Genomic DNA, 20,421 nt, shown 5'->3' on the forward strand with positions numbered 1-20,421 from the left:
GCACTGCAAAAACGTTCGAGAAATATTAGAACTTTTTCGCAACGTAATACGTATTTTTGTTGCGCTGCACGTGCAGCATGATATGACCAGACGACACGAGAAAAGGACACGATTCATGGCCCATGACGGACAGGATATGACCCAGATGACAACACCTGCGATTTTGCCCGATCTTCTGACGCTGACCCGTGCGGCCGCACCCGCCGTTGAAACAGTGTTCGAGCGTGCGCGCGAGTCGGTGCGCGGTATGGTTTCCGCCGATGGCCGTGTTTCCGGTGCCTTGATCGAAGCCAATCAAACTGCCGCCCATGGCTTGTCATGGCTGGCCACATATTCTCAGTCCCTGAAACAGATGCAACGCTGGGCCGAAACGCTGGAGGCCGAAGGCAAGTTCGGTGAAATCGAACAGTTGCTGCTCCAAATCGCCTTTGGCGAATACCTGCACCAGGTTGCAGGCGGCATTCCGATGAACCAGGGCGAGGTTGTCCGCCTTCAGGACATGGGTCTTGGCTGGGACGCGCTTTCCGGTTTTCAGATCCCCGAAATTCAAACACTGATGGCGCAGGCCAATTCTCAGGCCGCCCGCAGCCGTCTGGTCAAGCTGATGGAAGATCAGGCAGGTGCCACCATGTTCGGTGCCTCGGGTCTGGACGAAGAGCTTGAGATGATCCGTGACCAGTTCCGCCGCTATGCGGTCGAAAAGGTCGAGCCCCACGCTCATGACTGGCACCTCAAAGACGAACTGATCCCGATGGAAGTCATCGAGGAACTGGCGGAAATGGGTGTCTTTGGCCTGACCATCCCCGAAGAATTTGGCGGCTTCGGCTTGTCCAAAGCCTCGATGTGCGTCGTGTCCGAGGAACTGTCACGCGGCTATATCGGCGTGGGCTCTCTTGGTACGCGCTCCGAAATCGCGGCCGAGCTGATAATCGCGGGCGGCACCGATGAACAAAAAGCCAACTGGCTGCCAAAACTGGCCAGCGCCGAAATTCTGCCGACCGCAGTTTTCACCGAACCAAACACCGGCTCGGATCTGGGCAGCCTGCGTGCACGTGCGGTCAAGAACGCGGACGGTGACTATGAAATCACCGGCAACAAAACCTGGATCACCCACGCGGCGCGGACCCATGTGATGACGCTGCTGGCCCGGACCAACCCGGACACCACCGATCACCGCGGTCTGTCCATGTTCCTTGCGGAGAAGACGCCGGGCACAGATGAGAACCCTTTCCCCACCCCCGGCATGACCGGCGGTGAGATCGAAGTTTTGGGCTATCGCGGCATGAAGGAATACGAGCTGGGCTTTGACGGTTTCAAAGTCAAAGGTGAAAACCTGCTGGGCGGTGAAGAAGGCAAAGGCTTTAAACAGCTTATGGAAACCTTCGAAAGCGCACGCATTCAGACCGCCGCCCGCGCCATTGGGGTCGCCCAAAGCGCGCTGGATATCGCGATGCAATACGCGCAGGATCGTAAGCAATTTGGCAAGTCGCTGATCAACTTCCCCCGCGTGTCCGGCAAACTGGCCATGATGGCGGTCGAAATCATGATCGCACGTCAGCTGACATATTTCTCGGCCTGGGAAAAAGACCACGGTCATCGCTGCGACCTTGAGGCCGGTATGGCCAAGCTGCTTGGCGCTCGTGTGGCCTGGGCTGCGGCTGACAACGGCCTGCAGATCCATGGCGGCAACGGGTTCGCTCTGGAATACAAAATCAGCCGCGTTCTGTGTGACGCGCGCATTCTAAATATTTTTGAAGGGGCTGCCGAAATTCAGGCACAGGTTATTGCACGGCGTTTGCTGGGCTAACCGGAATTAGGTATCCCGTTTCCCCAACTAGACCCGGCCTTGCGCCGGGTCATTTTCTTTATTCCGTACCCCAGTTTGAAATTCATGCCATCCGATCTGTGACCAGATAGAGACCTTTTCTGATCCTTGACCGAAAAAACTTCCCCCTTTGCTTTTTGTTGAAACCCCTTTAGGGCACGCTGCGACCCAGACCGGGCCCAAGGATGGTGATGACAGAATGACCCGACTATTATTTGCGCTTTGGGCGACCGTTGCAGCCCTGATACTGGGCGGATGCGCCACAACCCAACCTGTGGCGGGCTACACCGAGATGGACGAGCTGGCACTGGCGATCGAAAACCTTGGCCCCCAAGTCGATCCCGCCGAGGCGCAAAAGGCCGCCAACATCGCCTACACCTATTCGCAGCAACTGAAGCGGGATTGGAACGTCACAGACCCGGCGATTATCCACAACGCCAAGGTCATCAACGGGTTCCGGGAAAAGGGGTTGTGCAACGACTGGGCACAAGCCATGAGTCGCCGCCTGCAGAAGGAAAACTTCCGCACTTTGGACATCCACTGGGCCACCTCGCCGCCAACCGCATTCCGGATCATCCACCACTCGGCAGCAATCAGCGCCAAGGGGGATGCAATGAAGGACGGCATCATCCTTGACCCATGGCGCAACAGCGGTGCGTTGTTTTGGGATCAGGTAAGCGAGGACACCAGATACAACTGGAGGCCACGCCTGGACGTTCGCGAAGAACTTATCAGCGGTGAGATCCCCTACTAAGCTGGCTTCGCCGGTTCCCTCGGCACCAGTAAGAAAGTAAGACACCCGTATGATACGCCTGATCCTGACACTGCCCCTGATTGCCTTGTTTCAGTGCGACAGGGACGAATCCGTTGCGGCCTATGGCGCTGCAGACCAGACTTGGGTGCTGCAGGAAATTGACGGGCAGCCTTTCGAGGCCAGCGCCTTGTTGCAGTTCCCCGAAGAGGGCAAGATCACGGGTAACGCCCCGTGCAACAGCTATAGCGGCACCCTGAACGCGCCCTACCCCTGGTTCGAGATTATGGACCTGACCGCAACACGCGCGGCCTGTGCCGGGCTTGTGGCCGAAGGGTTCTATTTCGCTGCGCTGATTGCGATGACGCAGTCCGAAGTATCAGGCGACCTGCTGATACTACGCAATGATGACGGGCACGAGATGGTGTTCAAAGCCGCCGAGTGAACTGATCCACAAATCTTGCCCGCGCATCCGGCAAGGGGTTATGCCCCAGGGACGGGGCTAGATGGTGCTCCAGAAAGTAACCGGTGGTCTTAAACCCTGCGGCAATCTCAGCGTCCGGTGCTTGACCTTCACCGCGCAGACAGGGTGGCAGGGGCAACAGCTTATCTGCCCATTCACCGGCACCCTTGGCACTGACGGCACGGCCGGTCTTGGGTGAGACATAGACCAACCCATCAGCCGCCCCGGTCACAGCACAGGCCGACAGGTCCAGGCCAAAGCCCAGTTCGTCAAGCAACGCCAATTCCCAGCGTAGATAAGCCAGCGGCCAGATTTCGTCCTGCCCCAGCAGATCCAACAACTGTTCGGTCTGTTTGTAGATTGCAGGATGCGGTTCACGTTCTGGCAGGCAAAAAGACAACAGCGCAACGGACGCGTTCAATCCTGCCAACGCCATCCGACCCGAAAACGCCGCTGCTGCGCGGGAGCGCAAAGGTTCAACCTGAAATGTGCCAAGGTGTTCTTCCAACCGCGCCCGCCACAAAACATCCAGTTGCGCACCGGGTTGCAGGATCGGAGCGATCTTGCGGCTGGTGCCACCGCGCACGACGCCTGCATGACGACCGTGGCCCTCGGTGAAGACCTCGATAATCGCCGCTGTCTCGCCATGGCCGCGAGAGGTCAGAAGTATGCCGTGATCACGCCAGTCCAATTGGGCCTCCGCACTGTTTACCTTGCTCAACTTGACCCGGCATTGCGGGCAGCCGCAACCGCGAATGCTTGACTTGCGGGCATTCCTATACTTAATTAACAATATTGTTAAACAAGGGGCCAGATCATGCGAGGCATCACAATCTCATACCGGTATGACGGTGATGAGGCCGAATGGCAGACCACTATCCGCACCTTTATCGAGGCAATCGACGCCGATCCTGAGGCGGCCGGAAAATTCACCTATCAGGTTGCGGTCGCTGATGACGGAAAGTCCCGGGTTCATTGGGGCCGCTGGGACAGCGCCGAGACATTGGCTCACGTGCAGTCGCAACCCTATTTTCAGGCCTTCGCACCCAAAGTAAAGCAATTCGCCGGTGATACATTGACCACCACCGGGCACGATATCACGCTTAAAAGCAGCGGTTGGTGACGTCTTAGCACCGGACTGTGGCGGCCGGTCAAAACGTTAAACCGGCGTGGATCAGGATGCCCAGGACCATCAGGAGGTTCAGCACCATCGAAATACCGTTGCCCAAATAGATGGGCAACTTGCCGACCACCAACCCGTAGGCAAACCATAGGAATGACAGCGCAGCATAGAGCGACCAAGACAGCAGAGACTGGCCGGTCGCGTGTTGCGAATGCGTGAAGTACAGCTTGATCAGCTGCGGCAACGTGGCAAAAGGGCCGACAACGCCAATGAAGACCATAAAGCCCTCAAACCGCTGCATCCAATGCCCAAATTCTGATTTTTCAAGCTTTTCAGCGAGTGTTTCGGCCACACACACCCCCATAATTTGTTCAAACGGTACGGCGATCCTCACCGATATAGTATAGGGTAAAATAAACGTTTTGACCCGAGTGACCAAGACCCATTGAACCGCGGGCTAGTCCAACCCCTCTTCACCCAACAGATGCCGGCCTTGCCGGTCTTCGACTTCAATCACCCAGAGGTCCGGATCAAAACTGCGTTGCCGGGTGATGGCGTCGTCAACCTCTGCTTCGACGCCGGAGGAAAGCTCGACCCATTTGCGTTCACCGCTCATCAGATCAAAGCTGCGTTGGAACGCCACGGCGTGCCCGTCCAGAGTGTTCAATTTGACAAGCACTGCACCCGCCGTATCGTCGCCATGGGCTACGACAAACGCCGGGATTTCCTGAAAACGCAGCCGCGCCAGATAGGCGTGGACCCAGAAATCAGCCGTCAGGCGAGTCATGCATTACCGTCTTTGAAATCCAGACCCATTTCCGAGTAACGCTCGGATTCCTCGAGCCAGTTCGGACGCACTTTGACCTGCAGAAACAGATGTATCTTACGGTCCAGGAACTCTTCCAGTTCCGCCCGCGCGGCCTGGCTGACCGCTTTGATCGTCTCGCCCTTTTTGCCTAGCACGATGCCCTTGTGACCATCGCGCATGACATAGATGATCTGGTCGATCTTGGCAGAGCCGTCTTTGCGCTCTTCCCAGTTTTCGGTCTCGACCGTCAGCTGATAGGGCAACTCCTGATGCAGGCGCAGGGTCAGTTTCTCGCGCGTCATCTCAGCCGCGATCATGCGCAGGGGCAGATCGGCGATCTGATCTTCGGGATACAGCCACGGGCTTTCGGGCAATTCCGCAGCCAGCCATTTGCGTAGATCCTCAACGCCATAGCCCTTTTCGGCGGAAATCATAAAGGTTTCGGAAAACGGGTAGCGTGCGTTCAGGTCACTTGTTAGGGCCAGCAGCACCTCAGACTGGACCTTGTCGATCTTGTTGATCGCCAGCGCAACCTTTCGGCCCTGCCCGATCTCTTCCAGACCTTCGAGGATACGTTCTACCCCTTCGGTGATGCCGCGATGCGCCTCGATCATCAGAACGACGACATCTGCATCCGCCGCTCCGCCCCAGGCCGCGGCAACCATGGCGCGATCCAAACGACGACGCGGTTTGAACAGGCCGGGTGTGTCTACAAAGACCAGCTGCGCATCGCCTTCCATTGCCACACCGCGAATGCGGGTACGGGTCGTCTGAACCTTATGCGTCACGATCGAAACCTTGGCCCCGACCATGCGGTTCAGCAGGGTGGATTTGCCTGCGTTGGGCTCTCCGATCAGGGCGATAAATCCGGCGCGTGTGGTCATGTGTCTGGCGTTCCTGGTTGCAAGTGCGCACCCCTATAGCAGAAAGGCCGCGCGGGCCAGAGGGATTTGTCGCATTGCGGTCATGCAAAATCGGTGGCACGCCTAATCCAGGCCGCGCCAAATCCAGCCAGGCGACCATCGGAAAATGAGGCAAGACATGAAACGTCGCGAGTTTCTTTTGGGCAGCGGGGCCGCTGCCGGCGCGCTGGGTCTGGGCGGTTTCGGGTTGGCGCAAGGCACGCCGGAGTTGACCATTCAACCAGCAAGCTTTGCCCTGCGGGATACGGTGACGACCGGAATGGTCAGCCTGTCCTCTAACGCACCGCCGCCGGTATTGTACGGCAAGCAAGGGGAAGTGATGTGGCTGCCCGTGCGCAATACCCTGTCGGAATACACGGCAATGCACTGGCACGGGATGCGGATCGCGAACAACATGGACGGGGTGCCTTACCTGACCCAAATGCCATTGGGTGAAGGTGAGGCCTTCACCTATGAATTCACTCCGCCCGATGCAGGCACCTACTGGTATCATCCACATTGCATGACGATGGAGCAGATGACCCACGGCCTGACGGGCGTCATGGTCATTGCCGAACCCGAAAACCCCGGTTTTGACAGCGAACAGGTGATCAACCTGCGCGATTTTCGGCTGGACGATGATGGTGCGTTTTTACCCGCCTATACCCAGCGCGGCGCCGCACGGGCCGGGACCTTTGGCAATGTCCACACTGCCAATTGGCTGCAAGGGCCTATCTACGATCACGCCGCAGGCAGTCTGGTGCGACTGCGGGTGGTGAATACGGACACAACGCGCATCTACAAATTACATCTTGAGGGTGGCGATGCGCGGATCATCGCGTGGGATGGCCATCCGCTTGAGATCAGCATTCCAATGCCCAGCGCAGATGAGCCACTTCTGGTGGGACCAGGTCAGCGCGTGGATTTTGCGGTTGCAATGCCCGGCGACGAAGGGAGCAACGTTGCGCTGATGGCCAAACTGCCCGGTCAGCCGCACAGACCTATGGCACAGCTGCGCGCGATTGGATCATCGGCGGCACGGGACCTGCAAGAATTGCGCCCTCTGCCATTAAACCCGGTGTCCAAACCCGATCTGACCAACGCCGAGCTGCACGAGTTTGTTTTTGGTTGGACCCCCGAAGGAGGTCAGCCCAACAATGGATCCTGCGGCTCGCTGGGGTATAACTTCTGGTCCATCAATCGCAAACCATGGCCCGGTGACGCGGCAAAGGGTGTCGGTCCGCTCGCAACGCTGGAAATGGGCAAAACCTATGTCTTGCGACTGCGAAATGAATCCCCGAACCTGCACCCGATCCACCTGCACGGGCTGGCGTTTGTCCCGCTACGGTCGAACCTGCGACAACTGCCGCCCCTGATGACCGACACGATGCTGCTGCTGAAGGACGAGGTGGCCGAGATCGCGCTGGTCGCCGATAACCCGGGCGACTGGGCATTTCACTGTCATGTCATAGAGCACCAGAAGACCGGGCTAACAGGATTTATCCGAGTGGTATGAGGGGCGCACTAGACGCCCCCCTTTGACTCATCCGTTCTGACGTTCGATCAGGCGCAGAACGGCAACCATGACGATCCCGTAAAAAACATGCCCGATCAACGCGACCCAGGTGATCGCCGAGAAGTTCAGGAAAGTCGGCAATCCGGACAAGGTGGTGATCCCGCCCAGGGCAAAAACCCAAAGGCCAAACCCATAGATGGCCGAGGCGACGAACATATGAACCGGGCCAAGGACCTTAACCCAGATCGGCTTGAAGATCAGAAACCACCCCATCGGGTAGGCAATCAGACCCACAAGGTAGAAATGCACGAAGAAACCAAGGAAGGCATTGCTGGGCAAGCCGAGACTGGCCAGCAGGCTTTGGGCCAGTCCTTCGGGCGACAGATTGGCCCAGCCGATGCCGGGGCTGACAACCTGCCCCCAGAAATCGAAGGCGATCGTGGCGATAAAACCGGCGATGAACAAAAAGCCGATATTCACGGTAGTCAGTTTTGCGTTTTGCATGGAAATGCCTCAACTCATTGTATCAATTTCGCTTTGCTCGCTTGTTCTTAGACATGCGCCAAAGCGGATGATGTTCAGATACGACTGCGACCCGAGGTCTGCCATAGGCCTCAAGTTAGATTGAGAATTGTGACATGTTCGGGCTGTCGAGGGTTGCTATTTCAACTGATCCAGTAGCGCCTTTGCGGCGGCTTGTTCCGCCTGACGTTTCGACCCCGCCGTTGCCTGCGCTTCGGTCCCGTCCTGCAACCGAGCCGCAATAGTAAACACCGGGGCGTGATCGGGGCCGCTGCGCTTGACCTCGACGTAAGCGGGCGGCTTTTGCCCGCGCGCCTGCGCCCATTCCTGAAGCGAGGTTTTGGCGTCGCGCGCATCCGCTTCAACGTTGTGGACGCGATCCCCCCACAGTCGCAGGATGACGTCGCGCGCGGCCTCGAAACCGGCATCGCGATAGATTGCGGCGATTACAGCCTCCATCGCATCACCCAGCAAGGCCTGTTTGCGGCGCCCGCCTGACAGCATCTCGGACCGGCCCAGTTTCAGCACCACGCCAAGATCGATCTGCCGGGCCACATCAGCGCAGGCCTCTTTGCGGACCAACGCGTTGAACCGAGGAGCCAACTGCCCTTCTGATGCTTTTTTGTCGGCCTCCAACAGCGCGGTGGCCATGACAAGACCCAAAACCCGATCGCCCAGAAACTCCAACCGCTGATTGTCAGGTCGTGTCGAGGACGAGACCGATCCATGGGTCAGGGCGCGCACCAGCAGTTCAGGGTTCGAGAATTCGTACCCCAGACGCTGCTGGAACGCCTTTATCTCGGTTGAAAGCTTCAATTGACCGCCTTGAAGAAGCGATCCCCGCGCCACGTCCAGAAGAACAGCATCGACCGGCCAGCGGATGAGAACAGGATGCGATCAGCCCGCCCGATCAGGTCTTCGTAAGGCACATAGCCGACGCCGCCTGCGGATTGCGGCACGCGACTGTCGCTGGAGTTGTCGCGGTTGTCACCCATGAAAAAGTAATGGCCTTCGGGAACCGTGTAGATGCCGGTATTGTCAGCCGCCTGATTGCCGATGTTCAGCACTTCGTAAGACACACCGTTTGGCAGTGTTTCGATCATACGCGATTTTTCGCAGACACCGCCAAAGCCGACAGGACCGTTTTCGCAGCGCGGGCGCAGACCTTGCGAGCCTTGTGGTTCGGCGACTTCGGTGAATACACCATCGGGTTCTTGTTGCACTGGCGTACCGTTCAGAATGATCTGACCGTCCCGTACTTGAATACGGTCCCCGGGCAGACCGATCAGACGTTTGATGTAATCGCGGCCGCTGACCGGGTGGCGGAAAACAATGACGTCACCGCGTTCGGGGTCGCCGCCCCAGATACGAGTGTTTTCATCGCTCTGCATCCAGCCGCAGAGATCTTCGGCGTCAACATTCAGGCCGACGCTTGGGATGATCAGGCTGGGGCAAGACGCGTAGGAATAACCGTAAGACATTTTGTTGACGAACAGGAAATCCCCGATCAACAAGGTGGGCTTCATCGAACCCGACGGAATCCAGAATGGCTGGAACAGGATCGTGCGGAAGACGCCCGCGATCAGCAGGGCATAGACGATGGTTTTGATCGTCTCCCAAACGGCGTTACCTGTTTTGGCTTCCTCGGCCATACTGCTCTCCGGTCGTTTATTCGTTGGGGTGCTACATGCGGGTCGGTTGGGGGCAAGTCAAGACTGCGCAGGCGCATCGTGAAGCGGACGCGCCTCGATCACCACGAATGCCTGTGCCCAAGGGTGATCGTCGGTCAGGGTGACGTGGATAATCGCCTCATACCCTTCGGGCGTCATCTCTTTCAGCCGATCTGCCGCCCACCCCGTGACATGCATCACAGGCTGACCCGTGCGCAGATTGGTCACCGACATGTCCTTCCAGGCGATGCCCATGGCCAAACCGGTGCCCAGCGCCTTGGAACAAGCCTCTTTCGCGGCCCAGCGTTTGGCGTATGTTCCCGCAACATCAGCGCGACGTTCCGCTTTGCTCTGTTCGATTTCGGTGAAGACACGATTGCGGAACCGATCTCCGAACCGATCCAATGTGCCCTGAATGCGGTCGATATTTGCAAGATCTGTGCCGATGCCGAGTATCATGACAGCCGCACAGTCAAAATCTTGTAACTCGCGACCCCAAAGAACCCGGCAAAGGCGAAGTCGAACCACCGGCGAGCGCGGCGGTAGGCCTGCACCATACGCTCGGAGGAAAAGAGGAAGGCGTAGCCGATGAAGATCAACAACGATCCTGCGTAAAGCATGGCGAAATAGCCCAGCAACATCGAAAGGCTGGCATCATTCGGGGCGACGATGGCATAGATCGAGCCCCAGCTCAGGATCGCCTTGGGGTTGGTCAGGTGGATAGCTGCGCCCTTTGCAAAGATTGTGCGTAGTGAGCCGGCCACCGGGTTGCCGATAGCAACTTCATCAGACGTCAGTGCCCGGCGCAGCGCTTTGAACGCCAACCAACCCAGATAGGCCACACCAACATAGCGGATGACCTCGAACACCCAGACATTGGCCAGCATGATTGCTGATAGGCCCAGCGCTGCGGCGATGCCCCAAGCGGCAGAGCCTGCGCAAATGCCCAAGGCAAAGACCAGGCCGGCGCGGCGACCTTCGTTCATTGCCGTTCCGGCAATCCCCATTGTTGCAGGCCCCGGAGAGCCACCGGCCATCAGCCAGGCAAACCAGATCGCAACAAATCCGGGTGTGATCATCCGCGCGCCTCATCCATTAGACGCCGCATCTCGGCCATGGCAGGCGTGAGGCCGCGAAAGATCGCCTCGCCAATAAGGAAGTGGCCGATATTCAGCTCGCGCACTTCGGGGAATGCCGCGATCGGTTGTACGGTGTCATAGGTCAGGCCGTGACCCGCGTGCACCTCAAGGCCCAATGAATGGGCAAAAGCGGACATTTCGCGCAGAGCTTCCAACTCACTGTTGGCCTTGTCCGCGTGGCCTTCGGCCATGGCATCGCAATAGGCACCGGTGTGCAGCTCGATCACTTCGGCGCCGATACGGTGCGCGGCCTCGATCTGGCGCTGATCAGCAGCGATAAAGATCGACACACGACACCCGGCATCACGCAGCGGCGCGATAAAATGAGCCAGCTTGTTTTCCTCGCGCGCGACCTCCAGCCCGCCTTCGGTGGTGCGTTCTTCGCGCTTTTCAGGGACGATGCAAACGGCATGCGGCTTATGGCGCAAAGCAATTTTCTGCATCTCAGGCGTCGCAGCCATCTCAAAGTTCAACGGCACCGACAGGACCTCCATCAGGCCATCGATATCGGCGTCCGAGATATGGCGACGGTCTTCGCGCAGATGCGCGGTAATCCCGTCAGCCCCAGCCTCTTCTGCCAACTTGGCGGCACGCAGCGGATCAGGATAGGCCCCGCCCCGCGCGTTGCGAACTGTGGCCACGTGGTCGATATTCACGCCAAGACGCAGGTGGTTGTCAGACATCGCTCGAATCCTTCTTAAGGCCCTGATCTGAACCTAGGGCATTCATCAATGGAACGGCAGGCTTTGTTTCGGCCAAGCGTTTGATTTCGTCAAACTTTGCCTTGATCTTGTCGCGACGGCGTTGCTGATAGGTGCGGATCAGCGGCAAACTGAGATAGGAGCAGATTACACCCGCCAAAATGCCCGGAAGAACGCCGCCAATCATGTAGGGAAAGAACACTTCGTTATAGAAGATGCTGAGCCCATGCCAGTCCGCGACACGATCGGTGAACATGGCAATAAAATTGTTCTTCAGATCACCCATTGCATCTGTGAACTTGCCCATCAGCCCATGTGTATCACCCTTGTGGAATTTGGTTCCCAGCAGGAAATGCCCGGTCTGCAGGCAAACCACGCCGATTGGCACATAGGTGAGTGGGTTGCCGAAGAATGTTCCACTCAGAGCCGCCAGAATATTGCCGTTCAGCAGCCGCGCCACCACAGCAGCGACAAGAAAATGCAATCCGTAGAACGGAGTGAATGAGGCAAAGACGCCTGCACCGATGCCACGCGCAATGCGCTCGGGGGAATCCGGCAGCCTACGAACACGATGCTTGACGTAGTGAAAGGCCCGCGTCCATCCACCACGGGGATAGACGAATTCAGACGCGATCTGGACAGGCGAGCGTCGGTCTCGGCGCTTAAATACCACTCCTGATCACCCCTTCTCAGCCAGCCGCAACTGCGGTTTTTGCCCTGTCCCGATACCGCTCCACTGCCGCCACGTCGCTTTCGGCCTCGAGCATCAGCATGAGCGAATGCAGCTGCTCCAGGTCACGCAGTTCGACATTGATCAGCAAGCGGTAAAAATCCGGTTTGCGGTCGACGAATTCGAGGTTCGAGATATTGGCCTTTTTCTCGCCGATCAACGTGCAAATGCGTCCCAGAACACCGGCATCGTTACCAATGGTCATATCCAGCGTCGCACCATAGACAGCCGGGTGCGTTCCCGAGTGCCAGTGCAAATCGACCCAGCGATCAGGTTCGCTTTCGAATTCGGATAGGCGGTCGCAGTCGATCGCATGCACGACAACACCTTTGCCGCGATAGGTTATGCCGACGATGCGTTCGCCCGGCAAAGGCTGGCAACAGGGGGCGCGGTCGAATTTTTGGCCGGGCTCAAGGCCGATCACCGCGCGGCGCGGGGAAATGGCATCCCCCTCATCCTGGGTCAGTTCAGGATACACGGCACTGACCACATCATGCGCCGTCAGCTCGGCGCTGCCGAGACGCGCTAACAATTCGTGACGATCCTTCAGGCGCAGGTGTTTCGCCGCGGTATCAAGCGCCTTGTCGGTTGCCTTTCGACCGACATGTTCGAAACCGGAACGCGCAAGTTCCTTGCCCAGCTTGATGAACCGCTCGCGGTCGACCTCGCGCAGCGCACGCCGAATGGCGGTCCGGGCCTTGCCGGTCACCGCAATCTCAAGCCACGTTACCTGAGGCGTCTGGCCGTCAGCGGTAATTACATCCACCGACTGACCATTCTTGATCCGCGTCCACAGTGGCACACGGATGCCGTCCACCTTGGCGCCAACACAGGCATGTCCAATGCGCGTATGGATCGCATAGGCGAAATCAATCGGCGTAGCCCCGCGCGGCAGCTTGACAACATCGCCCTTGGGCGTGAAGCAAAACACCTGGTCCGAGTACATTTCCAGTTTGACCGCTTCGAGGAAATCTTCGTGATCTTCCTCACTGTCGAACTGTTCAGTCAGGTTCGCAATCCACTTGGCCGGATCAACGGCAAATGGGTTTTCCGAGCGGACACCGTCGCGGTACGACCAATGCGCTGCAACGCCGGTTTCTGCCACATCATGCATCTGACGGGTGCGGATCTGAACCTCGACCCGTTTCCCGTCGCGGCCGGAAACTGTTGTGTGGATCGAGCGATAACCGTTCGATTTCGGCTGGCTGATATAATCCTTGAACCGACCCGGCACCGCGCGCCAGCGCTGGTGAATGGCACCCAGCGTCCGGTAACAATCTTCCTCGGACCGGGTAATGATGCGAAAACCGTAGATGTCGGACAGGCGCGAAAAGCCCTGATCCTTTTCCTGCATCTTACGCCAGATCGAATAAGGCTTTTTGGCGCGACCAAACACTTCGGCTTCGATGCCCGCCTTTTCCAGCTCGTGCCGCATGTCGCCGGTGATCCGGTGAATCACGTCGCCGGTTTCACGTTGCAAGGTGATAAAGCGGCGAATGATCGACTGGCGACCTTCGGAATTCAGAACGCGGAAAGCAAGATCCTCAAGCTCTTCGCGCATCCACTGCATACCCATGCGACCCGCGAGCGGCGCATAAATATCCATCGTCTCGCGTGCCTTCTGCACCTGCTTTTCCGGGCGCATTGCCTTGATCGTGCGCATGTTGTGCAGACGGTCAGCGAGCTTGACCAGAATAACCCGCAGATCCTTGGACATGGCCATGAACAGCTTACGGAAGTTCTCGGCCTGTTTGGTTTCGCGGCTGGACAGTTGCAGGTTGGTCAGTTTGGTGACGCCGTCGACCAGCTTGGCAACCTCTTCCCCGAACAGTTCGGACACTTTGCCATAATTGGCTTTGGTGTCTTCGATCGTGTCATGCAGCAACGCTGTAATGATCGTCGCATCATCCAGGCGCTGTTCGGTCAGGATGGCGGCCACGGCAACGGGATGTGTGAAATAGGGTTCGCCTGAATGGCGGAACTGACCGTCATGCATCTGCTTTCCGAACTCATAGGCTCGGGCGATGCGGTCAGCATTTGTCTTGGGGTTGTAGTTGCGGACCAGCGCAATCAAGTCGTCTGCAGAAATCATCCGGTCCGCACCTTCATCTTTGGGGCTTACCCCTGGCCTTGAGCCTCCATCAGAGCGCGCAGCAGCTTCTCTTCCGACATATCGTCATCGGCCGGTTTGTCCGATTCCGCACCCATCAGCAGAGCCATCTGATCTTCTTCCGGCTCATCGACCTCAATCTGGGTCTGGTTGGCCTCGATCAGGCGCTCGCGCAGTTCATCCGCGCTTTGGGTTTCGTCCGCAATCTCGCGCAGCGACACGACGGGATTCTTGTCATTGTCACGGTCGACGGTGATCGGGCCGCCGGCAGAAATCTCGCGCGCACGATGGGCGGCAAGCATCACCAGTTCAAACCGGTTAGGAACCTTGTCTACGCAATCTTCAACCGTCACGCGGGCCATGGGGCGCTCTCCGTTACTGAATCCATGTCAGGAAGAGGTTTATCTAAGGGCGAATCCCCGCCTTGACAAGCAAGAAATGCTGCAAATGCACCGTTCACACAGCCGTGACTGCCGCAATATCCGACGCGGGCAGGTCTGCCAGCATTTCGGTTACCGTCCGGCCCAGCACCGGATGCCGCCAATCCGGGGCGACGTCCGCCATCGGAACAAGGACGAAAGCACGATCCTGCAGGCGCGGATGTGGAATAATCAGCCGGTCCGGCGCCTTTTGCGTCTGCTCCTGTGCTGGCAGGGTCAGCCAGCTGTCAAATTCGGTGCGATCTGGCAGAACCAGATCATCATAGCAGACCAGATCCAGATCCAGCGTTCGCATACCCCATCGCTGCACCCTTTCGCGCCCAAACTGATGCTCAATCTGGTGAAGCAGGTGCAACAAATCGGTCGGCGTCCTGTCCGTTTCGATCAAAGCAGCCGCATTGACGTAGTCAGGCCCGGCACCTGCCGGGAAGCACGGGGTCTCAAAAAAACGGCTGACGGCACGAATCACCACCCCGTGACGCAAGATCGCGTCAAGTGCGCTTTGAAGTGTCACCTTGGGGCCAATACCTCTCAATTTGAGATTTGCTCCCAGCGCGATAACCGCTTTTGACATAGATTTGTACGTTCCATTCACTATATTCGGCGAATTGCATACTTGCGATACGACCGAAATGGCCTAATTATAGAAGATCAGCGCGCCGCCTATTTTTCAAATACCCACTCACGTAACACCACGGCGCTCTGTATTGTACCGGAAGGACCTATTTATGTTCTATAAAGACGAACGGCTAGCGCTGTTCATCGACGGCTCGAATCTTTATGCAGCCGCAAAAGCACTGGGGTTTGACATCGACTACAAATTGCTGCGCCAGGAGTTTATGCGCCGCGGCAAGATGCTTCGGGCTTTTTACTATACGGCGCTATTGGAAAACGACGAGTATTCCCCGATCCGCCCCTTGGTTGACTGGCTGCATTACAACGGCTTCACCATGGTGACAAAACCGGCGAAGGAATACACCGACAGCATGGGGCGTCGGAAAGTCAAAGGTAACATGGACATCGAACTGACAGTCGACGCTATGGAACTGGCACCACGTGTCGATCATATTGTGCTGTTTTCGGGCGATGGGGATTTTCGCCCGTTGATTGCCAGCCTGCAGCGTCAGGGCGTGCGCGTTTCGGTGGTTTCGACCATCCGCAGCCAGCCGCCGATGATCTCGGACGAGTTGCGCCGCCAGGCCGACAACTTCATCGAGCTTGAGGACCTGCGCGACGTGATCGGGCGGCCTCCGCGTGAAATGCCCATGGAGCCACGCAGCGTTGCTGCGGGTGGACAGTAAGACCGGGCCACTCACCAAACCCGGGGGAAGAAATTAGCGCGGTCAGGCTGTACCAACCTGACCGCGCTTCTTTAACTAAAAGCAGGTACTGAAACACCTGCTGGCTAGCAGTGATTCATGTCATATCAATGACAATGTCCTGTCTGGACCATAGCCGGGAAAAGACTTACCTGTGGCCTATGGAGACCAAGACATGACCAAGCCGCCCCTTACCCTATACCTCGCCGCGCCGCGCGGGTTCTGCGCCGGTGTCGACCGGGCGATCAAGATCGTTGAAATGGCGCTGCAGAAATGGGGTGCCCCGGTGTATGTGCGGCATGAAATTGTGCACAACAAATTCGTCGTAGATGGTCTGCGCGCCAAGGGGGCCGTTTTTATCGAAGAGCTGGACGAGTGTCCTAACGACCGACCCGTTATTTTTTCAGCGCATGGCGTACCGAAATCCGTTCCCGCGTCGGCGGCCCAGCGCGAGATGATCTATGTCGATGCCACCTGCCCGCTGGTCTCCAAGGTTCATGTGGAGGCTCAGCGCCATGCTGAGGCCGGATTGCAGATGATCATGATCGGGCACAAGGGCCATCCGGAAACCATCGGCACCATGGGCCAGTTGCCCGACGGCGAAGTGCTGCTGGTTGAAACCGTCGATGACGTGGCCTCGGTTCAGGTACGCAATCCGGAAAAGCTGGCATTTGTCACCCAGACGACGCTTTCGGTGGATGACACCAAGGATATTATCGCAGCCCTCCAAGTCCGGTTCCCGGCCATCGTTGGCCCGCATAAGGAAGACATCTGCTACGCCACCACCAACCGGCAAGAGGCCGTCAAAGCCGTGGCTCCAAAATCGGATGCTTTGCTTGTTGTTGGCGCACCGAACTCTTCGAACTCACGCCGACTGGTCGAGGTTGCGGCCCGCGCCGGGTGCAACTATGCGCAATTGGTGCAGCGCGCCCACGATATCGACTGGCGGGCGCTGGAAGGCATCTCAACCATCGCCATTACCGCAGGCGCTTCAGCACCCGAAGTGCTGGTGAATGAGGTGATTGACGCTTTCGACACCCACTATGACGTGACGGTTGAACTGGTCGAAACCGCCGTCGAAAATGTCGAATTCAAAGTGCCCCGCGTCCTGAGGCAAACCGCATGAGAGGCGTCCCCAGGGCGCCGTTGGTTCTGGCGCTGGCGGGGTTGATCCCGTTCATTTGGGGCGCGCTGACCTCCTTGAACGGCGATTTGCAGGATTGGGGCAGGCAAGAGCTTGGGTCGCGGTTCGTCGGACCGTATATTCAACTGTTCTACGGCTCTGTGATTTTAAGTTTTATGTCCGGTGTTCTGTGGGGGTTCGCCACCAAGACCTCGGGCAGTAAGGCAGCGACATGCTATGTGCTGTCAGTCCTCCCGGCGCTTTGGGCGTTTTTCATGACCGGCGGTGGACCTGTTGAGGCGGGCATCAACCTAATGTACGGCTTCGCCGGTTTGCTGATGTTGGATGCGATATTTGCATATTGGCGGCTGACCCCAACATGGTGGCTGAGGCTGCGCGTTCTGCTGACAGCCATCGTCCTGATATGCCTTGCCGTAGGAGTGTACCTGTGACCGACCGCAAGACAATTGACGCCTACACCACACGTGTTGCCGAGTACCTGAGCGTCCCATTGCCGCCCGAACAGATCGAGGCCCGCATGGCCTTTGCCGAAGCGGTTGCGCCGGGCGGCTATGTGCTTGACCTCGGCTCAGGCCCCGGGGCGGACAGTATGTTCTTCATGCGTGAGGGGCTGCGGGTACGGGCATTGGATGCGACGCCGGCCTTTGTGGAACACGCCCGCGAAAATGGCGTGGATGCGCATGTCGGTACATTTGACGATGTGACCGAAACGGCCACGTTTGACGGCATCTATGCCAGCTTTTCGCTGCTACATGCGCCGCGCAAGGATTTCCCGCGCCATTTGGCGGCCATCCACCGGGCACTCAAGCCTGAGAGTATCTTTTTCCTTGGTCTGAAACTGGGAACCGGTGAACACCGCGACGACATTGATCGCTATTACACCTATTTCTCACAGACCGAGATCGAAGAGGCTCTGGCGAAGGCGGGGTTCACAATTGACCGGATCACAACTGGCGTGGGCAAAGGCCTGGCTGGATCTTATGACGGTTTTATTCTGGTGATCGCCCATGCCTGAGTTGTTTGCCTATACCGATGGTGCCTGTTCGGGCAATCCTGGTCCCGGGGGCTGGGGTGTGTTGATGCGCGCAATGGATGGCGAGAAAGTCCTGAAAGAACGCGAGCTGAACGGCGGCGAAGCTGAGACCACCAACAATCGTATGGAATTGCTGGCCGCGATCAGCGCGCTGGAAACCCTGGAGCGGGCCTCGAAGATCACTGTGGTGACCGACAGCGCCTATGTAAAAAATGGCGTGACCGGCTGGATTTTCGGCTGGAAACGCAACGGCTGGAAGACCTCGAACAAGAAACCGGTCAAGAATGTCGATCTGTGGCAGCGACTGGATGAGGCACAGGCCCGCCATGACGTGACCTGGGAATGGGTCAAAGGCCATGCTGGCCATCCCGAAAACGAAAAAGCCGACGAGCTGGCCCGCGCGGGCATGGCCCCGTTCAAACCAAAAAAGGCGCAAACGTGAGCGGTCTGGCACTGCTCGACTATGCCTCAGTTCTGGTTTTTGCCCTGACGGGTGCATTGGTGGCCAGCCGGGCACAGCTGGATTTGGTGGGTTTTGCCTTTATGGCCTGCCTGACTGCTGTGGGCGGCGGAACCGTCCGCGACCTGCTGCTGGACCGGCACCCGGTGTTCTGGGTTGGTCAACCGGACTATATCCTGATCGCCACAGCGGCTGCCGTGGTGGTGTTTTTCACAGCCCATTTGGTCGAAAGCCGATACAACTTGCTGGTCTGGCTGGACAGTTTCGCTCTGTCGATTGCCGCGGCAGCAGGTGCTGGCGCAGCCTTGTCTCTGAACCAATCCGGTGTCATCGTTGTGCTGATGGGCGTCACAACGGGCTGCCTTGGCGGCCTGATGCGGGACGTGGTCTGCAACGAAGTGCCACTGGTCCTGAAACAGGGTGAGCTCTACGTCTCTTGCGCGTTTGCCGGGGCTTTTGCCGCTGTGATTGCGACCCAACTTGGTTTCGACGAGCTGGCCACACTGGCCGCATGTGCGTTGATCTGCTGGGCATTGCGGGCGGGATCATTGGTGTTTGGCTGGCGGCTTCCGGTTTACAAGGCGCGCCCGCCGCGGCAATAAATGGGTGCAAAATGTTCGATCTGCATTTCCTGTGCCACAGAAATGAGAACTGAAATGAAATTCACTTTCCCCATTTTTGTCGCCTCACTAGCTCTTCTGGGTGCGTGTGCAGAGCGATACGACGCGGTCAGCTTCGTTGTACAAGGCGACGAAATCGTTGCTTCGGGGGCTATTGATCACACGACACTCAGCGCTTTTGAAGAAATCACTGCGGCCAATCCCGAGATCAAGACACTTGTACTGCAGAACATCGAAGGCTCGGTCGATGATGATGCAAATGTCGTTTTCAGCCGCGTTGTTCGGGACGAAGGGTTCGATACTGTGGTGCCCTCAAACGGCTTGGTCGCCTCTGGTGGCACCGATCTGTTCCTGGCAGGCAATCGTCGCACTCTGGAACCTGGCGCATGTGTCGGGGTTCATAGCTGGGGCGGCGGCGGATATGTGGCTGCCAACCTGCCCGAAAACCACCCCGAGCACGATCGCTATCTCGACTATTTCAATGATATTGGTGTCGACCCGGCCTTTTATTGGTTCACGCTTGATGCAGCGTCCGAGGACGAAATGCACTGGATGTCAGCAGAGGAAGCCAATCGCTTTAAAATGGCGACGCGCAATTCGAAATCGTTGGGATCAACAGTGATTTGCGACGAGCGGTAGCCCCGCTCAACGTCGTAGATAGGTCTGCCATATCCAGATTACCAGCAGCGCACCCAGAACCGCGCCTACAAATCCGGACAACCATCCTGCCACGGTGATCAAGGCCCGCAACAGAAATCCGCCAACCAGTGCACCAACGATGCCAATCAACATGGTTGTGGGAATGTTGGCCTCGATCCGCATTAAACGGGTGGCCAGGAACCCTGCGGCGGCTCCGATAACGATCAGGGCGATGACAGGCATGTCACTTCCTCCAATGAGTCGGCACGATGATCAGCGCGCCGACGGATGACACAATAGCGTTCAATCCCGGGGACCCAAAAGCAAGGTTAAACCCGAACATCCTGCCAAACATGATCTGAGCAAAGAAAAACAGAAAGGCACCGCCGATACAAATGATGATAGATTGCAGATAGCCGTTTCGGGTAAACCCGGTTTTTTCCGCGAGGCTTCCAACGACGGCTGCGATTAACACCGTCCCCATCAAAGTCATGTACAAGTCTGTT

28 protein-coding genes are annotated in these 20,421 nt (G+C 57.7%); 12 read left to right on the forward strand and 16 right to left on the reverse strand.

The features are described from left to right. Nucleotides 1-115: 115 nt before the first annotated feature. The 3 genes from AC2FI9_RS09535 (at nucleotide 116) to AC2FI9_RS09545 (ending at nucleotide 3,021) form a co-directional block, all read left to right on the forward strand. Nucleotides 116-1,807, forward strand: a complete 1,692-nt coding sequence (locus tag AC2FI9_RS09535) for an acyl-CoA dehydrogenase family protein (protein WP_496767166.1) — start codon at nucleotides 116-118, stop codon at nucleotides 1,805-1,807. Nucleotides 1,808-2,024: 217 nt separating this feature from the next. Continuing rightward, the gene (locus tag AC2FI9_RS09540; protein ID WP_496767167.1) at nucleotides 2,025-2,579 is read left to right on the forward strand and encodes a hypothetical protein; all 555 of its coding nucleotides are present in this window, start codon (nucleotides 2,025-2,027) and stop codon (nucleotides 2,577-2,579) included. A gap of 49 nt (nucleotides 2,580-2,628) precedes the next feature. Continuing rightward, nucleotides 2,629-3,021: an META domain-containing protein gene (locus tag AC2FI9_RS09545; RefSeq protein ID WP_496767168.1), complete on the forward strand. Its 393-nt coding sequence runs from the start codon at nucleotides 2,629-2,631 to the stop codon at nucleotides 3,019-3,021. Here AC2FI9_RS09545 and recO read toward each other — a convergent pair. Beyond that, nucleotides 3,005-3,730, reverse strand: coding sequence for a DNA repair protein RecO (gene recO, locus AC2FI9_RS09550; protein WP_496767170.1), 726 nt, complete (start codon nucleotides 3,728-3,730; stop codon nucleotides 3,005-3,007). The genes AC2FI9_RS09545 and recO overlap by 17 nt on opposite strands. A gap of 126 nt (nucleotides 3,731-3,856) precedes the next feature. On the opposite strand from recO, the gene AC2FI9_RS09555 reads away from it, so the two are divergent. Beyond that, complete coding sequence (locus AC2FI9_RS09555) at nucleotides 3,857-4,162, forward strand: NIPSNAP family protein (protein ID WP_496767172.1); 306 nt, start codon at nucleotides 3,857-3,859, stop codon at nucleotides 4,160-4,162. 28 nt (nucleotides 4,163-4,190) lie between these two features. Here the strand turns inward: AC2FI9_RS09555 and AC2FI9_RS09560 are convergent, their stop codons facing one another. From AC2FI9_RS09560 to era, 3 genes are all read right to left on the reverse strand, one after another. Then, on the reverse strand, nucleotides 4,191-4,514 hold the full coding sequence (locus AC2FI9_RS09560; protein ID WP_496727069.1) for a SemiSWEET transporter: 324 nt from the start codon (nucleotides 4,512-4,514) through the stop codon (nucleotides 4,191-4,193). A 105-nt stretch (nucleotides 4,515-4,619) separates the two neighbouring features. Then, nucleotides 4,620-4,949, reverse strand: a complete 330-nt coding sequence (locus AC2FI9_RS09565; protein ID WP_496740295.1) for a DUF1491 family protein — start codon at nucleotides 4,947-4,949, stop codon at nucleotides 4,620-4,622. Continuing rightward, nucleotides 4,946-5,854, reverse strand: a complete 909-nt coding sequence (gene era / locus AC2FI9_RS09570; RefSeq protein ID WP_058273275.1) for a GTPase Era — start codon at nucleotides 5,852-5,854, stop codon at nucleotides 4,946-4,948. Before era ends, AC2FI9_RS09565 begins: the two co-directional genes overlap by 4 nt. A gap of 157 nt (nucleotides 5,855-6,011) precedes the next feature. Here era and AC2FI9_RS09575 point away from each other — a divergent pair, with 157 nt between their 5' ends. Then, entirely contained in the window at nucleotides 6,012-7,388 is a 1,377-nt protein-coding gene (locus AC2FI9_RS09575; protein WP_496767174.1) for a multicopper oxidase family protein, read from the forward strand. A 27-nt stretch (nucleotides 7,389-7,415) separates the two neighbouring features. Here the strand turns inward: AC2FI9_RS09575 and AC2FI9_RS09580 are convergent, their stop codons facing one another. The 10 genes from AC2FI9_RS09580 to folK all read right to left on the reverse strand — a co-directional run bounded on the left by AC2FI9_RS09580 (nucleotide 7,416) and on the right by folK (nucleotide 15,274). After that, on the reverse strand, nucleotides 7,416-7,868 hold the full coding sequence (locus AC2FI9_RS09580) for a hypothetical protein (protein WP_496767177.1): 453 nt from the start codon (nucleotides 7,866-7,868) through the stop codon (nucleotides 7,416-7,418). Between the two features lie 180 nt (nucleotides 7,869-8,048). Then, complete coding sequence (rnc, locus tag AC2FI9_RS09585; RefSeq protein ID WP_058273658.1) at nucleotides 8,049-8,726, reverse strand: ribonuclease III; 678 nt, start codon at nucleotides 8,724-8,726, stop codon at nucleotides 8,049-8,051. Further along, nucleotides 8,723-9,562: a signal peptidase I gene (lepB, locus tag AC2FI9_RS09590; RefSeq protein ID WP_496767178.1), complete on the reverse strand. Its 840-nt coding sequence runs from the start codon at nucleotides 9,560-9,562 to the stop codon at nucleotides 8,723-8,725. The genes rnc and lepB overlap by 4 nt, the downstream gene beginning before the upstream one ends. Before the next feature lie 57 nt (nucleotides 9,563-9,619). Then, nucleotides 9,620-10,039: a holo-ACP synthase gene (gene acpS / locus AC2FI9_RS09595; RefSeq protein ID WP_496727062.1), complete on the reverse strand. Its 420-nt coding sequence runs from the start codon at nucleotides 10,037-10,039 to the stop codon at nucleotides 9,620-9,622. Continuing rightward, nucleotides 10,036-10,659, reverse strand: coding sequence for a LysE family translocator (locus AC2FI9_RS09600; protein WP_496767180.1), 624 nt, complete (start codon nucleotides 10,657-10,659; stop codon nucleotides 10,036-10,038). The genes acpS and AC2FI9_RS09600 overlap by 4 nt, the downstream gene beginning before the upstream one ends. Then, nucleotides 10,656-11,402: a pyridoxine 5'-phosphate synthase gene (locus AC2FI9_RS09605; protein WP_496727060.1), complete on the reverse strand. Its 747-nt coding sequence runs from the start codon at nucleotides 11,400-11,402 to the stop codon at nucleotides 10,656-10,658. The genes AC2FI9_RS09600 and AC2FI9_RS09605 overlap by 4 nt, the downstream gene beginning before the upstream one ends. Continuing rightward, on the reverse strand, nucleotides 11,395-12,093 hold the full coding sequence (locus tag AC2FI9_RS09610) for a DUF2062 domain-containing protein (RefSeq protein ID WP_058273282.1): 699 nt from the start codon (nucleotides 12,091-12,093) through the stop codon (nucleotides 11,395-11,397). The genes AC2FI9_RS09605 and AC2FI9_RS09610 overlap by 8 nt, the downstream gene beginning before the upstream one ends. 16 nt (nucleotides 12,094-12,109) lie before the next feature. Next, complete coding sequence (locus AC2FI9_RS09615; RefSeq protein WP_480792254.1) at nucleotides 12,110-14,242, reverse strand: RelA/SpoT family protein; 2,133 nt, start codon at nucleotides 14,240-14,242, stop codon at nucleotides 12,110-12,112. Nucleotides 14,243-14,268: 26 nt separating this feature from the next. Beyond that, the gene (gene rpoZ / locus AC2FI9_RS09620; protein WP_010437681.1) at nucleotides 14,269-14,622 is read right to left on the reverse strand and encodes a DNA-directed RNA polymerase subunit omega; all 354 of its coding nucleotides are present in this window, start codon (nucleotides 14,620-14,622) and stop codon (nucleotides 14,269-14,271) included. 94 nt (nucleotides 14,623-14,716) lie between these two features. After that, on the reverse strand, nucleotides 14,717-15,274 hold the full coding sequence (gene folK / locus AC2FI9_RS09625; RefSeq protein WP_496740284.1) for a 2-amino-4-hydroxy-6-hydroxymethyldihydropteridine diphosphokinase: 558 nt from the start codon (nucleotides 15,272-15,274) through the stop codon (nucleotides 14,717-14,719). A 154-nt stretch (nucleotides 15,275-15,428) separates the two neighbouring features. Between folK and AC2FI9_RS09630 the strand changes: the two genes are divergently transcribed. The 7 genes from AC2FI9_RS09630 (at nucleotide 15,429) to AC2FI9_RS09660 (ending at nucleotide 19,915) form a co-directional block, all read left to right on the forward strand. Then, the gene (locus AC2FI9_RS09630; RefSeq protein ID WP_058278950.1) at nucleotides 15,429-16,001 is read left to right on the forward strand and encodes a LabA-like NYN domain-containing protein; all 573 of its coding nucleotides are present in this window, start codon (nucleotides 15,429-15,431) and stop codon (nucleotides 15,999-16,001) included. Nucleotides 16,002-16,194: 193 nt separating this feature from the next. Further along, the gene (gene ispH, locus AC2FI9_RS09635; protein WP_496767182.1) at nucleotides 16,195-17,145 is read left to right on the forward strand and encodes a 4-hydroxy-3-methylbut-2-enyl diphosphate reductase; all 951 of its coding nucleotides are present in this window, start codon (nucleotides 16,195-16,197) and stop codon (nucleotides 17,143-17,145) included. After that, the gene (locus tag AC2FI9_RS09640; RefSeq protein ID WP_496723284.1) at nucleotides 17,142-17,594 is read left to right on the forward strand and encodes a DUF3429 domain-containing protein; all 453 of its coding nucleotides are present in this window, start codon (nucleotides 17,142-17,144) and stop codon (nucleotides 17,592-17,594) included. Before ispH ends, AC2FI9_RS09640 begins: the two co-directional genes overlap by 4 nt. After that, nucleotides 17,591-18,178: a class I SAM-dependent methyltransferase gene (locus AC2FI9_RS09645; protein WP_496767184.1), complete on the forward strand. Its 588-nt coding sequence runs from the start codon at nucleotides 17,591-17,593 to the stop codon at nucleotides 18,176-18,178. The genes AC2FI9_RS09640 and AC2FI9_RS09645 overlap by 4 nt, the downstream gene beginning before the upstream one ends. Next, nucleotides 18,171-18,638 carry a ribonuclease HI gene (gene rnhA / locus AC2FI9_RS09650; protein ID WP_108861286.1) on the forward strand — a complete coding sequence of 156 codons (468 nt, stop codon included), beginning with the start codon at nucleotides 18,171-18,173 and terminating at the stop codon, nucleotides 18,636-18,638. Before AC2FI9_RS09645 ends, rnhA begins: the two co-directional genes overlap by 8 nt. After that, nucleotides 18,635-19,258 (forward strand): trimeric intracellular cation channel family protein, encoded by a 624-nt coding sequence (locus AC2FI9_RS09655; RefSeq protein ID WP_496767186.1) that lies wholly within the window; start codon nucleotides 18,635-18,637, stop codon nucleotides 19,256-19,258. Before rnhA ends, AC2FI9_RS09655 begins: the two co-directional genes overlap by 4 nt. A 54-nt stretch (nucleotides 19,259-19,312) precedes the next feature. Then, complete coding sequence (locus tag AC2FI9_RS09660) at nucleotides 19,313-19,915, forward strand: COG3904 family protein (protein WP_496767189.1); 603 nt, start codon at nucleotides 19,313-19,315, stop codon at nucleotides 19,913-19,915. Nucleotides 19,916-19,921: 6 nt separating this feature from the next. On the opposite strand, the gene AC2FI9_RS09665 is transcribed toward AC2FI9_RS09660, so the two are convergent. Together AC2FI9_RS09665 and AC2FI9_RS09670 are read right to left on the reverse strand one after the other, a co-directional pair. Beyond that, the gene (locus tag AC2FI9_RS09665) at nucleotides 19,922-20,158 is read right to left on the reverse strand and encodes a GlsB/YeaQ/YmgE family stress response membrane protein (protein ID WP_058273291.1); all 237 of its coding nucleotides are present in this window, start codon (nucleotides 20,156-20,158) and stop codon (nucleotides 19,922-19,924) included. Between the two features lies 1 nt (nucleotide 20,159). After that, nucleotides 20,160-20,414, reverse strand: coding sequence for a hypothetical protein (locus AC2FI9_RS09670; RefSeq protein ID WP_058278955.1), 255 nt, complete (start codon nucleotides 20,412-20,414; stop codon nucleotides 20,160-20,162). Nucleotides 20,415-20,421 lie beyond the last annotated feature (7 nt).

The sequence above is a fragment of the Ruegeria sp. CDSA246 genome (assembly GCF_059611225.1).